At 51.7% G+C, this 15,784-nt stretch carries 7 protein-coding genes; 5 read left to right on the top strand and 2 right to left on the bottom strand.

What is annotated here, in order from left to right:
• The first annotated feature begins 1,201 nt into the window (after positions 1 to 1,201).
• On the top strand, positions 1,202 to 6,682 hold the full coding sequence (locus tag CQ011_RS03265; RefSeq protein WP_181147967.1) for a peroxidase family protein: 5,481 nt from the start codon (positions 1,202 to 1,204) through the stop codon (positions 6,680 to 6,682).
• Positions 6,683 to 6,748: 66 nt separating this feature from the next.
• On the opposite strand, the gene CQ011_RS03260 is transcribed toward CQ011_RS03265, so the two are convergent.
• Positions 6,749 to 8,596 carry a glycosyltransferase gene (locus CQ011_RS03260; RefSeq protein WP_181147966.1) on the bottom strand — a complete coding sequence of 616 codons (1,848 nt, stop codon included), beginning with the start codon at positions 8,594 to 8,596 and terminating at the stop codon, positions 6,749 to 6,751.
• A 112-nt stretch (positions 8,597 to 8,708) separates the two neighbouring features.
• Here CQ011_RS03260 and CQ011_RS03255 point away from each other — a divergent pair, with 112 nt between their 5' ends.
• Complete coding sequence (locus CQ011_RS03255) at positions 8,709 to 9,992, top strand: CDP-glycerol glycerophosphotransferase family protein (RefSeq protein ID WP_181147965.1); 1,284 nt, start codon at positions 8,709 to 8,711, stop codon at positions 9,990 to 9,992.
• A gap of 1,304 nt (positions 9,993 to 11,296) precedes the next feature.
• Positions 11,297 to 12,787 carry a M23 family metallopeptidase gene (locus CQ011_RS03240; RefSeq protein ID WP_105674556.1) on the top strand — a complete coding sequence of 497 codons (1,491 nt, stop codon included), beginning with the start codon at positions 11,297 to 11,299 and terminating at the stop codon, positions 12,785 to 12,787.
• Positions 12,788 to 12,812: 25 nt separating this feature from the next.
• On the opposite strand, the gene CQ011_RS03235 is transcribed toward CQ011_RS03240, so the two are convergent.
• Complete coding sequence (locus CQ011_RS03235; RefSeq protein ID WP_105674555.1) at positions 12,813 to 13,454, bottom strand: DNA-3-methyladenine glycosylase; 642 nt, start codon at positions 13,452 to 13,454, stop codon at positions 12,813 to 12,815.
• 105 nt (positions 13,455 to 13,559) lie between these two features.
• On the opposite strand from CQ011_RS03235, the gene CQ011_RS03230 reads away from it, so the two are divergent.
• Both CQ011_RS03230 and CQ011_RS03225 read left to right on the top strand, forming a co-directional pair.
• Entirely contained in the window at positions 13,560 to 14,243 is a 684-nt protein-coding gene (locus CQ011_RS03230; RefSeq protein ID WP_105674553.1) for a hypothetical protein, read from the top strand.
• Between the two features lie 251 nt (positions 14,244 to 14,494).
• Entirely contained in the window at positions 14,495 to 15,721 is a 1,227-nt protein-coding gene (locus CQ011_RS03225; RefSeq protein WP_105674551.1) for an ammonium transporter, read from the top strand.
• Positions 15,722 to 15,784: the final 63 nt, after the last annotated feature.

Genomic DNA, 15,784 nt, shown 5'->3' with positions numbered 1-15,784 from the left:
TATCCGGCTCCCTCAACATCTAGTTTGTCTTCAATTTTTGATCTACTTCCGCGCGTGGCCAGACTCAATGTCTTACAAACTGGAGAAGTCTGACAGACGGCAATGTTTAAGAAAGCCTAATGATCTTAGTGTGAAATAGAAATTGGAGATACTGATAGCGCCTTTCGCTGACGATGCCACAAGGGTGCTCGTCGCGGGCGAGGTGCGTAGCGGTTAGGAAGAGACGGCGTACAAAGTCGGGTATGGGAAAAATGCGAAAACATACTGATCGTAAACACAAAATGGCATCCCAAAACGATCACTCATTCCTCCAACTAGAAAAACATTGAATGCGTGTGGCTGAATTTCGAATTGCAGAATCGTGTCATCACGTTGGAGGCCGTGCAAACGTGGGTGAGTCTGGACGCGGAGAAGTCGATGGACTTTGCGTTTGGTCACTTGACTTGGAGTAAGATCCAATTGCTCCGTGCCGAACGTTCATTTATTCATTTTTCAGCCGTTCGTACCGGATCATATTTCGATTGAAACTCTGCGGAATGATGCGAAGAACGTCATTAGTTATGTGCAGTGTGACGGATTAGGTCGACGGTTGCGTGGTTTGAAATGTATTTTATTTTATAGTTTTGGCCGCAGAATTTACGCGATAGGATACTTTTGAGACACCCGTCATAGGTGCCCATCTATACTCTAAATAAATTCGGTTAGAGTGAAATATTTCACCGTTGATTTAATCCGAGAAATGTCAGTGCGTCGGTTTACGTTAATATATTTTCACTAGACACGTCGAGGGGTATGAACAAGTTATATTGCAAGAAGCATTAGTGTCTGCACTGATATTACAGCTTTAATATTTGTTAAGAGAATTACGAATCGGACATCGGGAATGTTTTTGGTCAAAGTTTCCGCTATTTAATTCTTAGAAGTAATGTCAGACTAAGTTGCGTAAAGTAACCAAGTGAAGTATTTAGTTGAAGACGTTCATCTTTTAGTGAATGCTTCATAATTATTTTGGAATCAACCACAGAATTAATCGGTTGTCTATTTACTTAAAGTGAATTTTCGATGATAGTTAAGCCAACTCGGGAGTGGGATCCCAAGAGGGGTAAAACTTGGGGAATCACATCAGGGGCTCGTTGGTCCAATAGCGACTCGCGCTGGGGCCATTTCTTTGGGGAGAAATAAGATGCCACGCAGGAGGGGTATGCCCGGATCACCGGGCGCCAAAGTCGGCTCAGTTCTTGTAGCCGCAACGATGGTATTTTCTGGGGCGATGATAGGTGTCCCGGCAGCCGTCGCGGCACCGCCGCCAGGTCAAGACTTCAACGTCTCTCAAGGAGATCTTGAATTCATCATCAAGCAAATTGAAATTTCTGAGGCCCATGCTGAGGACGAGGTCACGAATGAAGAAGCGTCGCCTCTCTGCAAATCAACCGCGACGTTCGACATTCCTTCTCAAACCCACTTTGACCTTGACGGAGACCCCTGTATCGGGTCTCCGCTTTTGCCATTTGGGTTGCGCACAGTTGATGGGCGGTGGAATAACCTCATGCCTGGCCAAGATGGATACGGCACAGCGCAAGAAGTTTTCCCTCGTCTCCTTGACGCGGAATATCAGGACGCGGAAGCCACTCCACCGCGCGCACCAGGAAACGCCACCGATGAGCCAGGGGCACAGACTAGTTATACGCAGACCGATGGGTTCGTCTACGATTCTGAACCACGCATCATCAGTAACCTGATTGTTGATCAAACCGTTGCCAACAAAGCAGCAGGAGAGGTTGCAGCTAGGGTTGATGGGGCAGGTAAAGAAGGAGGAGGAACGGCTCAGCGACTATTTGGCCCTTCCTCGGTGGCCACGTCAGCTGCTATCAGCGCAGCGAACTTTCCTACCGATGTTTCGACAGTCGTCATCGCACGCGTGAATCACTTCGCGGATGCCTTGACGGTTAGTGCGCTGGCAAAATCGGCTGGTGCTCCGGTGCTGCTCATCAACACGAACAGTATTCCCGAAGTCTCAGCTGCCGAACTGACCAGGTTGAGCCCGGAAAACATCATCATCGCAGGTGGTCCACTTGCTATCAGCGAAGCTGTGGCGACTGAACTAGGTACCTACGCTTCGGGCACTGTGAGTAGGATTGCTGGTGCTAGCTCCGTAGCCACGGCAGTGGAGATTAGCAAATACACTCATCCGGATCCTGTAAGTGATGCGCCGGTAAATACCGTCTACATTGCAACCGGGCAGAGTTTTCAAGATGCACTTGCCGTTGCAGCTCCCGCAGCAAGAGACAACGCACCAGTGTTGCTGGTCTCGCGTGATTCTATTCCTGAGGTGGTTCAAACAGAACTAGCTCGGCTGAATCCTGCAAAGGTTGTTGTGCTTGGTGGACCGTTAGCAGTGTCCGCTGCTGTCGAATCGACCTTAGCTGCCTCTTGGACCACCGAACGAATTGGTGGAGCGAACTCGATTGAGACCGCCACTATGATCTCGGCGGCTCATTTCACGCCGCCAGTTCCTGTTGTCTACTTGACGACCAATGCAAACTATCCTGACGCATTGTCGGCGGCTTCGGTAGCTGGATCACAGGGTGCACCGATCCTCTTAGTGCCACGCGGAGGTACTTTGCCAGCCGTGGTTCAAGCCGAGATCGATCGCTTGCAACCTACCAACATCGTGATCTTGGGTGGGAATCTAGCGGTAGCTACCACCTTGGATGATCTCGTGAGTCCACTTGCCGGCGGTTCTAACTACATGATCCCAGATATCGCCACCGATGAAGGATTGTCGGCTTCGGCTACAAGCCTGTTCACCATCTTTGGTCAGTTCTTTGATCACGGGTTGGATCTGGTCTCCAAGGGTGGAAACGGAACAGTAGTGGTTCCACTGCAACCAGATGATCCACTATACGTAGAAGGTGCTCGAACGAACTTTTTGACCCTGACGCGTGCCACTATCGATGACACCGGTGGACAGCGTGAACACATCAACCGTACGACCCCTTTTGTGGACCAGAACCAGACTTATGGTTCCCATGCTTCGCACAACGCCTTTATGCGTGAGTACGAATTGGTCAATGATTCGCCGGTGCCAACCGGAAGGATTCTCAACGGTGAGGGCGGCGAAGGTCTTCCAACTTGGAAAAATGTGAAGGATCAGGCGCGAGACATTCTCGGCATCGCCATGGATGACTTTGATGTTTTGGACGTTCCGCTGCTGTACACCGATCCATACGGCGGATTGATCCTGGACACCAATGGACAGGCTCAGCTTGCATTCCCAGATGGGATGCAGTCGGGTGACCGTAGTGCACCGCTTTCTACCGAAGGCTCACATACGGCTAATGCATCATTCCTTGATGACATTGCCCATGGTGCCACTCCGTTGTTGGTTGATAATCCAACCGATCCAGACGGTCCACAGATCCCGGGCTACGACAACGTTAGTTTGGAAAGCCACTACATCACCGGTGACGGACGAGGCAACGAGAATATTGGGCTGACTTCGGTCCACCATGTGTTCCACTCCGAACACAACCGGGTGACCGAGCAGATCCGAGATGAACTGGAAAACAATCTGCCAGCCGAGCTGCTAGAGCGCTTCCAGAAGGATGGATTCTGGAACTATGGTGAACGCCTGTTCCAAGCAGGACGCTTCATGACAGAAATGCAGTACCAGCACCTGGTGTTCGAGGAATTCGCACGACGTATCGCTCCTTCGATCGATCCAACGGTGCTGAACGAGAATTCGTACCAGCCGGGCACAAATGCCTCGATCAGGGCCGAATTTGCTCACGCAGTGTACCGCTTCGGACACTCGATGTTGCGTGAAACTGTTCCTCGCGAGCACAACGGGGTGATGGTTGAAACGCCATTGTTGGATGCATTCTTGAATCCGACGGCATTCGCCACAGCACCAGACGGTACTCCGTTGACTGCTGACGAATCTGCCGGCGGCATCTTGAAGGGTCTGGCCAATCAAACGGCTAACGGCGTTGATGAGTTTGTCACCGATACGCTGCGCAACCAGTTGCTGGGTCTGCCACTAGATCTGCCAACGATCAACATGGCCCGGGCAAGGGATACCGGTGTTCCTTCAATGCAGACCGCTCGTGAGACGTTCTTCAATGAATCCGGTGACTCGCAGCTTGAGCCATACGCTAGCTGGGAAGATTTCAGGCTCTCAATGAAGAACCCGGAATCGATCAGTAATTTCCTTGCCGCCTACTCAACTCATGAGTCGGTAACTGGGGCAGCAACGCTTGTTGATAAGCGTGCAGCTGGTACCGCATTGGCCGCAGATCCTGCCTATATGGCTCTTCCTGCAGCAGATACGGGACTGAACGATGTTGACCTGTGGATGGGTGGACTAGCCGAAAAGCCTTATATCTTCGGCGGCATGCTCGGCTCCACATTCAACTACGTGTTCGAGGCCCAGCTGGAGGATCTGCAAAATGGTGACAGGTTCTACTACCTGACTCGCAACCTGGGTAATACGCTCTTCCACTCCTTGGAAGCGAATTCACTCTCGCAGCTGGTCATCCGCAATACGACCGCAGACAAGGTGCCGCATGATGTCTTTGCTGCTCCACAGCTGACGTTCAACTTGTCGGATACACAAGAAAATCTGAATGCCGCCGGTCTCACCGGTTCGGCAGCAGACGGCTGGCGCTTCACCGGACCAGAACACATTGTTGTTCAGGACACCGATGAGGCAAGTAGCATCCGTGGCGGGCTGGGCGATGACTCCGTCTGGGGCCGTGGCGGCAATGACCGGATTGAAGGTGATGATGGTGTTGACGCGCTGATGGGTGGCGATGGAGATGACATCATTACTGACCTCTTCGGTGATGGCGACAGGTTGCAAGGTGAAGCGGGGCACGACGTGCTGAACCCAGGACCGGGAGTCGCGGATCTGACCTTTGGTGGTTCGGGCATTGACTTTATGCTCGGCGGCCAGGATCGAGTCACCGCTCACGGTGGCCTTGGAAATGATTTCTTGCTCGGTTCCACCGGCTCGGATGTTCTCTATGGTGATGAGGGCAACGACTGGATTCAGGGCAACGGCGGCAACGGCGATCTGCTCCAAGGTGACATGGGTAATACCATGTTCAATGATCCGAATCTGTACCACGGTGGACACGACATCATCATCGGCGGTGCTGGAAACAATGACTTCGACGCAGAAGGCGGAGATGACATCATGGTTGCCGGTGGCGCTACCGACAGGTATTCGGGAGTGCTCGGATTCGACTGGGTGAGCTACAGAGGTCACAAGACACCAGTGAACGCTGATATGGGATTTGTTGTTGGAATGCCACAGTCGATCACGGGTATCCGAGATCGGTTCCTGCAGACCGAAGCAACCAGTGGTTGGTCTGGAGATGACATCCTGCGCGGTTCGCAAGGCGGCGTGGATCTCACCTTCGATCCAGCCGGCGGAGCGATTGGCTACGGACACCATCTGACCCAAGATCATCTGGACCGGATCGATGGTTTGCGTGAAATGCTCGGTGGCGGAGACGTCCCCGAATATGCAAGGCCATTCCTGGTGGATGATCCAACCGTCTACGACGGGGATCACAATAACAACATCCTCATCGGTGGCACCGGATCTGACCTGATTGAACCGCGCGACGGACGTAACTTCGTCGACGGGGATGCCTGGTTGAACGTGCGTGTTGAGTACCGGCCAGAGGGCGGAGCCGTTGAATCTCAGGATTCAATAGCAGCTTTCAGCACCCGGATGCTAAACGGCACCATCAATCCAAGCGAATTGCATATGGTTCGCGAGGTTGTTCAGCTGGATAACGAAGCAGACAACATCGACACGGTGGTCTTTGAAGGTATCGAAGCTGACTACACAGTCACTGAGTTGGAAGCCAACGTAGTGAAGGTAGTCAACGCCCTCGAAGGCGAAGAGATGGCTAGCGTACTTCGTAACATTGAACGCATTCAGTTCAATGACACCGTGGTCTGCTTGCCAGTGGACACCGAGGCAACCTGTGGACAGGCGGCCGGTGAAGTTGTGCTTGGCCACGATGATCCGATCACTGAAAACGGGGAAGTCACCACCGACGCCAGTGGAGTCAGCGACGTGGACGATATCGAATCGGATCTGACATTCTCGCTGCAGACCTTCGTGGAAGCCGGAGTCGATGCGCAGAGCGATGTCTGGGTGACTACCCAGACTAACGAGTCCGGAACCTTCACCCTCACCGACGCCGAAGTTGGCGCACCGGTTCGGGTCCTGGTGACCTACATTGATGGCAACGGCACTCACGAACAAATCGCCTCGGCAGGAACCGATGCGGTAGCCAACGTGAATGACGAACCAGTCGGTCCGGTCATCTCTCCGGAGGCAGCCTCGGTGGGAGATACCTTGAGTATCGTCACCCAGATGTCTGACGAGGATGGTGCCGAGTCAGTACTCGAAGAGCCAGGTGGCGTTTACATCTGGCAACAGAGTGCAAACGGCACGGACAACTGGAGCAATATTGATGGAGCAACCGGAGACGGTACGGATATGGCGAGCTTTACCGTAACCGCCCGACAGCAAAACCAATTCGTTCGATTGTCAATCGGTTACGACGATGACCAGGGAACAGCAGAAGTCGCGTACTCCAACGCGACGGCTTTGATCCCTAGCCCGCAGAACCTCGCACCGGATCCACTTCCGGCCGAGTAATTAGGTAACAAAAAGGGCGCCGCCTGCAATTCAATTGCAGGCGGCGCCGCTTTGTGTTCACTAAGCCTACTTGAGGCTCAAGTTTCCATATGCAGTCAGATATGGAGATAGGCTCTGTTGATTCTGAACGCCTAAACGTACAGAGACCGCGGCAGTTCCCGAATACATCTTTAAATGCAGATCTAACGTCCCCTTGGATCCTGCAGATTCATAGATCTCGCTTGGGACGATGAATGAAGCACTTTCAACTTCTGAACTGTGAGGGGAGACAGAAATTGTGTTTGTTGACTCGCTTTCGCTGCGCGGACTGACTAGTAGTTCTAAACTGTCGATCGTGAGCAGCTTTTGAACCAACTCAATGTCTACCCTGATACTTCCGTCTGCAATGAATCCAAGCCCTACAAGAATGGGACGAATTTGCGAGAGCTTACTAAGCTTGGAACGGTTTTTCCTGATTATTTCCAGTGAGTGCTGCCACCGTTGGAATATTGCAACTTCGTTATAATCCTTGGCTTTGTTGAAGGCATTGCCCGATATTTTCGATGCCAGTTCGTCATTGCTAAATAGGCGGATGATGGTTCCAACGGCCGCAGTCTGATCTTGATAAGGGACCAAATATCCTGTAGCGGAATGGTCTATAACGTCACGAGGCCCAAAATCAACGTCGTATGCCACTGGTACGCATCCATGTGCTTGTGCTTCCATGAGGGCTAGAGACTGGCCTTCAAAACTACTGCATAAGAGCAGTACATTTGCCTTACGCAAGTGCTCGCCAATCGATTCCACTTGACCTAAGAATCTTACTTTATCTTCTAGACCCAAAGTGCGTACAAGTTCTTCAAGAGAACTTCGTTGGCTGCCTTCTCCGATAATATCTAGGCTTATAGGTTGACCGGATCGAGCGACAGAGTGAACTATCTCGATAACTTCGTCGATATTTTTTGCCGCGGTTAATCGCCCAACATAAACAACTTTTGAGAGATCTCGATCCAAACGGGACGGTAACTCGCTTGGCCCCTCCGTGGGGTTACCCATAACGTACGAATTGCCAATGTCGTTAAATCGTCGGTTGAACGCACTTCGTTGTGAATCGGTAAGGAAGACTAGACCGTCCCATTTAGTCCGGTTTTCGATGACTGGCAAATGGGCAGGGGAGAGTTTTCCTTGTATGACATCTTGCTGAGGCATGAGGTGGGTGCTGTGGAAATTAAATATCTTTATAGCCCCGGGATGTTCCCATGAATTGAGAAATCCTGCGGCGTACTTACTATCAACGATGACATTGGACTCGGTGTCTCCAATAAGAGTTGAAAGCCAATGGCGGTAGAGCTTTGAAGCACTAGTGAATTCGGCCACTGGTGATCGACCACGGCGAAAAAGTTGCAGAATCCTTTTTGTCTTAGTTTTCGATGTCGAACTGGGGAGAGTGCAGTCTAATAAATAAACTGTCCCATCGCGGCGATAATACTCGCGACGTTTTAGAGCAGAACCTTTTCCTGCGGAAAAGGCGCGGTAGAACAAAGTTTGATCGCTCGTCCGCAGAACCGTGCTAGGCGATCCCCAATCCAAATCGGGTAGTTCAGTTGCTACGAAATCAGCGCCAACCTGATTTGGTAAATGTTGGTCGTAATAGTTATGGAGATTTATAATGGGTACTTCTACGTCTAATCGCCCAGACTCCGTCAACGACTTATGCGTCAGTTCAAATTGTTCGTCAGGCGCGAAAGTTACTACAGCTGTCGGGATGCCATTTGCATGGAAGACATTTGCGCGTTTTAAACACATCGCAGTCATCCCACCGAACGTTTGTTCAATGGTCCAAGTCGTCATTAGAGTTGGAAGGGCGCTTGAACGGGCGGCAGATGGTTTACTCGCAATAGAGCGAGCCGATAACGTGGTGGTATCCTCGAACATTAATGCAACTTTCGCAGATGGGCTTTGAATCATTCTAGATGCTTCTGAGCGGGCTACCATCTCAATTTTAATCTGAACCACCGGTATTGGGGATTTTCGCAAAATGACAACTATGGGTCATCAGCTGGCAGCTGCCTTTTTAGCTCAGTCTAGGCAAATAGCTGGGGCTGTTAGTCGTAGCGTCAAGTTGCAAGAAGCGTTGGGATGGATTGGCATAGAAAATGGGAAGAGCTTTAACCATGAAATCGAGGACATACCAGTAGAAGCAACCGTTGTTGTCTATTTTGGAGATGAACCGGACAAGCTATATCAGCTTGTGCAATGGCTTCCTGTACTTGAGAAACTACATCTGAGGCACCGCGTCGTTTTGCTCTTTAGAAAAGTAGAATCTTTCCGGCAAATTCGGAAGCATACTTCGCTGCCGCGTATATTTGTGCGACGATTTTCGAGTTTGATGGACCTCTATGAAGATAATCAGTACCAACTCGTAATATACGTGAATAATAGTCGTACCAATTTTCAATCGCTAGAGCACCCTAGGCCAGTGCATGTCCATGTAAATCACGGGGAGAGCGATAAGCTCTCGATGGTTTCTAATAAGGCCAAGGCGTATGACCGCGTCTTCGTAGCTGGTCCGGCCGCCATTGACCGCCATAAAGCCCGTCTGATTGATTTCAACATCGAAAAACTCGTGATTACAGGAAGACCTCAGCTAGACGTTCAATTTGAGGCGGAGCTTGAACCATCCAATCTTCGTACCATCATGTATGCGCCTACCTGGGAAGGCGAGAACGACGATAACAATTACACTTCCGTCGATCTATATGGTCTGGAAATCGTGAGTGCATTGGTTGCTGACGCGAGTAATAGAGTCATCTACAAGCCTCATCCGCGTGTTACAAACTCACGAGATGTAGACGTTCGAAAAGCGCACGAGGACATTTGTAAGCTCATTGGAGAGCGAAAAGCTCGCGGCCAAGTACACGAGTATGTACCTGTCGGAAATATTCTTTCCATGTTCGACCACGTCGATGCCCTAATTACTGATGTTTCGAGTGTAGGTCTCGATTACTTGTACCTATGCCCAGAAAAGCCGATGGTATTAACAGATCGTCGACAAAATGAGCAGCAACTGCGTTTAGACGCACCGATTTCTCAAGCCTGCCCGATTGTCAATATTAGGACACGAGCATCCTTGGGTAGCTTGCTGAATGAATGGATTCGCAATGACGAAATGTCGAAGGAAAGGCTGGAGGCACGCGAGTTTTACTTTGGTGGTCTTCAGAGGGGAGAATCGACTGAACAATTCTTCGACGAAATTTCCAATCTGATGACCGAACGAACTTCAAAACTACATCTATATCGTGCCTGGCACCCTACGAATGAGAGCTCGTAATCAGTTTTAAATTCGCAAAGTGACTCAAACTGGAGAATGCATTGCGAAGGCCCCCTTTGGTGCTCACGCTTGCTGCTGAACGAGCGGGCTGGTGTTGCATTGTGTCACCGCGGGTATAAATGACCTGAAATTTCTCCTACTTTTGGCAATGAATGACTACTTTGCTTGCTCCATTTGAAGCCGCAGCTCAATTGACTTACCCCGCACCACCTGGGTGAGAGCGCTAGCAGCCGCCCATTTCTCCGAGTCCAGGCTACAGTGGACTCCAATTTGGTAGGTGCCTGGAAGTAATGAGACAGAGGTTTGCTTCGAGACCGAGATGGAACCTAGTTTTTGCGTTGCGCCGCCAAGCCCACCACCACCGGAATTCACCTCATCGTCGCTCGACGCAAAACCATCACATCTGGCATCCGCCGGCACGGAATCGTTCTGGAGACTGATGGCGATTTCTCCGTGGTTTGAATTGTTTGGTTTCTTCGATTCAGACGTCGGTGGGACAGATGGCGAACCAGTGTCAGTGGATACGGGCGGCAACGCCGAGACGGAGGTGGGTTCGCTGGACCCAGCGTCCGACGTGCCTGTAATCGATGATTTGACGCTTGACGTCTCGGTGGGTTCCGGAACCGTATTGGTCGTACACGAGGCTGTAGATAGACAGAGTCCGAGCAGCCCGATGACAGCGAGTGGTTTTCTCCCCAAATGAAAATTTCCCATATCTGAAGTATCCCAATAAACCTAAGTAAAGAACATCAAATATTGGTATCGACGTGAAATTGTGATCAGTTCCCGGAAGAATCGACGCGATAAGTTTTTACATGACTTAAGTTGGTGTCAAAATCTGAAATTTAGGAAGGATCAAAGATGCGAATTCTATAAATGGATACCCGGCTTGAGAATCAAAACCGGCATTCGTGGGTCATCATGAACGGCTCTTGGCTTAGGTGGAAGATTTTGAAGCCTAAGCTCATTTCCATGTGTTGATGACCTGTCGGAGTCGACTGATTCTTCAGCATTCAGGCTCGAAGCCAAAGTGACACTACATGAGGCGTGAATTGGTGAAAATACTTTTGTTGCGGGCCAACTTTTTCCTGGCGTTTGATCTGAAGAAATTAAATTCAGGATCAGCTTTTGACAAGGTCAGCGGTGATTGTTCGTGATGTGATCTAGATTACTTTTTGGATTAAGCATATTCTTGGGTTCAACAATGAATTCGTCTTTGGGGGGACTGGATTTTTGTGATTAGACGTCATCATGTGACTTATTTGTCGCCTAGACGCAGAGCGAGACAGCGTCGGCGATCACTGATGGTCTGGACTACTTCGGTGGTCTCTGCCATCGGCCTAACCGGCGCGTTAGCGTGGCCAATTTTCGCGCAGCCTGCTGATCTTAGATCCGGCACTTTAGCGACCACGCTTGGTTCCTTAGAGAACAGCAGCTTTGAGAATTATCCTGTCGTAGTTAGCGAGTTCGCACCGCTTGCCGTCTTCGGCGGATCCGGAAAGGCCTTGGCTATCGACGGGCGCCCGGAAGATATGCCACTGGTCGTCTGGAACTTAGACGGTGAACAAGCTAATGACGCTCAACAAGTCACTAATAGTCTGAAAGCTCCACAGAATTCAAAAGTCCCAGCTGAACGGGCGTTGCTTGTCGGTACGGTGGCTTCGAAAGGGCAACTGCCTGGTGCTTTGCAATTGATGCACCCGGTAACCACGCGGCGAATTTCTAGCCCATATGGTTGGCGCGCTAATCCAACGGGTGCCGGCAACCAGATTCATATAGGACAGGACTATCCTATTGTTTGTGGCTCACCGGTCTATGCCAGTGAGGCTGGCACTATTTCGGTATCTCGTTGGGCAGGACACTCCGGTATGCGCGTGACCATAGACCATGGACACAACGTACAAACCGGTTATAGCCACAACTCAAAACTACTCGTTAAAGTCGGTCAACGTGTCCGACAGGGTGAAGTCATCGCCTTGTCTGGAACCACAGGGAACTCGACCGGATGTCACGTGCACTTTGAAGTATTGATCAGCGGGCGTTGGCATGACCCACGCTTGTACTTGCCAATGAACCCAGGCCAGCGTCGTGCTTTGATTGACTCCTCGAAGCTGACCGTGGATGCAGACAGCGCACCGAAGAGTAAAGAGACTGGCACCTCGAAAGAAGATAAGCGTCAGAGCAGAGATTCACAGAAGGAAAAGAATCCAGATGTGATCGTGCCGAAAGACGATACGCCTGTGGTCCCGACTCCCGAACCGGAGAAAAAGCCAAAGCCAAAGCCCAAGCCGTCACCAACGCCAGAACCTTCGGAATCTGAATCTGCAACTCCATCTAAATCACCGTCAGTGCGTCCAACAGCTAAACCAGAGCCGTCAAAGTCGCCTACGGATAAGCCAACTGTGAAGCCTTCGCCTACGCCGAGTGAGACGAAGAAGCCGACTCCAAGTCAGCAACCAAGTGAATCTGCATCACCAACTAAACAGCCGAGCAAGTCGCCGGACGTGACACAAACGCCGAAGCCGACTCCGACTGCCAGTGATTCGCCCACGCCAAAGCCAAAGGAAAAGGAGCCAATCGTAGTGTCGCCGAAACCTTCTGAGAGCGTTAAGTCGAGCGCAGCTCCACCGCTCAGCGAGAGTCCTGAAGTGACTAAGGAACCTCGGGTCATGCCAAGCGAAACAGTAAGGTTACCTAACGTAGAGGGTCCTACGGTTCGCGCTACGCAGCTACCTGAAGAATCTAACAGACCAAATTCTTCGGCCAGCCAAATTGACGCGGAGTCACAGAAGTAATCGAACTAGATGTGACACTTGGTGTTCACTCAGATGCGTTTCTGCCCCGCCGGAACGCCGAAACGGTAGGCTCACCGGGCAACCAGAATCGCCATGGAAACTGCGGTCCGCCGCCAACACCAGCGACTCCCACCCGGGGACCATTGAGAATCTGCGCTGGGCTCTCGGGAGGCGCTTGCAGCGAAAATGGGGGAGTGAAGAGGTCCTTGCCATCGTGTTCTACACGCGTGATCCCCAACGCTTGAGCTACGTTTCCCGGACCGCGTGCAAGCTGTTGCTCTTTGATAGCTCCGGTGGATTCAGCGCGTCGAACGAGCCTACGCTGCTGAGCAAGCTCGCGTCCTTCGATAATTTCGCCCGCCCGGATGAGCACTCCCGAAGCGGAACCTGCCGGTGAACAGACAAAATTTATTGCGTAATGCATTCCGTAACTGAAGTACACGTACGCGTGGGCCGGGTCCGAGAACATCGACGCGTTACGTTCGGTACGGCGGTCTTTTGAATGACTTCCAGGATCATACGGACCAGTGGTGCCCAGACCCATATAGGCTTCCACCTCGGTAATGCGCAGGGTCACCAGCCCAACAGCCGAGTCCACAGAAAACTTGGCACCCAGTAATTTCGGCGCAACATACAACGCGTCTTGGCTGAAAAATTCGCGGTCCATCTCTCAAGTATTACCAGATCCGGTCAAAGCGTCGGTTGCCGCTGTGAAGATACTGTTATCGGATGCATGGGCATCGGATAACTCGCACCCTTAAAAGGAATATCAATGAAAAAGCGCATGGTAACTTTGTCCAGCTTCTTGGCCTTGCTCTTTACCCTGACCGCCTGTGGCATTTCCACCGAAGAATTTGATGCGGCTCAAGCATCTACCGCCGCACTAGACAGTGAAAAGCAGGCGCTACAGGTTGAACTAGACACTGTGAACGCCCAGTTAGAAACCTACGAGGCGGAGGCGACCAAGCTGCGTGAAGCCAAGGAGAAGCGCGAAGCGGAATCTAAGGCTGAAGCAGAGCGTAAGGCGGAAGAGAAGGCCAAGAAGGATAAGGAAAAAGCGGCGAAGGAAGCTGCTAAGAAAGCCGAAGCGGCCAAAGCCAATAAGGCAAAGAAAATTTCCAAGCGTGCACTGGCTCAGATTGTGAAGAAGCCAGACTCGAATATAGATAAGAACGTCATTATCTATGCCAAGGTCACCCAGTTTGATTCGGCGACTGGCCCTTGTATCTTCCGTGCCGACGTCGCTCACGCGCACGTGGGAAAGTACGACTACGAGCACAACTCAATGTTTACCGCCGGCGATGGTCTATCTGACTGCGATATTTTGGATGACGTACTGGCAGATGACATCATCCAGGTCACCGCGACGGTCACCGGATCCTTGAGTTACGACACTCAGATTGGTGGATCTACTACCGTTCCCAAGTTCGAGGTCATCAAACTCAAACAACTCTGATCATATTCTCACCACTAACAATTCGGCTCGGTTCCTGCTCTGCGCACTGACCGAGCCGATTGTCGTTTAGTGAAAAGGTGGAAACCACGCGGAAACATTTGTGAGAGCAGATCGTTACACCAAAGCGTTGATCGTCACATCCCCGAAATCAAAAGTGCCTCCCGCCGAAATGTCGGTGACAAAGAATTAGTACTTGAAAGACCTGATTCACTCACCGATACACCAAACACTTTTGAGGAGATGGGTCCCTGATGCAGTTGGATACAGCCAGCTTATGGATCATGATCGCCGCAGCGCTAGTTCTCTTGATGACACCGGCACTCGGCCTGTTCTACGGCGGAATGACGCGTTCCACCGGCGTGGTCAATATGATGTTGATGAGCTTCTCCGCCGCCGCACTGAGCGCTATCGTCTGGATCCTGTGGGGCTACTCGCTCTCAGCAGGACAGCCAGCGATTGCCGGAATAATCGGCAATCCGTTCAGCGACATCGCCATGCACAACACCGAGCCGACAGGGCTTCTCACCGCCGGCTTCTCCGGGACCTTCGCGCTCATCTCGGTGGCTATCATCTCCGGAGCCATTGCGGACCGCAGTCGCTTCGCCCCCTGGTTGCTCTTCGTGCCACTGTGGGTTTCGCTGGTCTACGCACCGGTGGCCTTCTGGATTTGGGGTGGCGGAATGCTGTCAGAAGACGGATTCCTCGGCAGTATCTTTGGTGAAGCCATCGACTTTGCCGGCGGCGCGGTGGTACACACCAACGCCGGTGTTGCGGCCCTGGTACTTGCTCTCAAGCTTGGACAGCGTCACAACTTCCATGACCGTCCACAGCCACACAACACCCCGCTGGTGATGCTTGGTGCTGCGCTGCTCTGGTTTGGTTGGTTCGGGTTTAATGCCGGGGCAGCGACCACCGTTGAACAGGCCGGACTGATCTGGATTAACACCATGGGAGCTCCAGCAGCCGCGATCCTAGGCTGGATCTTCGTGGAGAAACTCCGTGGACAGCGTCCGAGCTCGGTGGGTGTAGCCTCAGGCCTTGTTTCGGGACTGGTAGCCATTACCCCAGCTTGTGCAGATTTGGCACCGTGGGCCGCACTGTTGCTCGGACTGATTGCCGGTGCCGGTTCGGCCTGGGCAGTGAACCTGAAATGGAAGCTGGGCTACGACGACTCACTCGATGTAGTCGGCGTGCACTTGGTTTCCGGAGTCATCGGCACCATGTTCCTTGGCTTCCTTGCCCTGCCTACCGAGTCGAACGCTGGCGGCCTGTTCTACGGCGGAGGAATGGGTCAGCTCGTTGCCCAGTTCATGACACTGCTCGTGGTGCTTGTCTTCTCGGCGGCCATGACCTGGGTCATCGCTACGGCTATTGAGAAAATCACGCCATGGCGTGTCTCGGCGCAGACCGAAATTGAAGGTATCGACGCAGCAGAGCATAACGAAAGTGGCTACCACTGGGCTGAGAACAAAGTCTAAGTAAGCACTAAACGAAATGAAGCTCGCCGGCTGAAGCATCCGCCGGCGAGCTTCTGCATGTTT

The sequence above is a fragment of the Arthrobacter sp. MYb213 genome, from assembly GCF_002979915.1.
Lineage (GTDB): Bacteria > Actinomycetota > Actinomycetes > Actinomycetales > Micrococcaceae > Glutamicibacter.
This window is presented reverse-complemented; position numbering and strand designations above follow the sequence as displayed.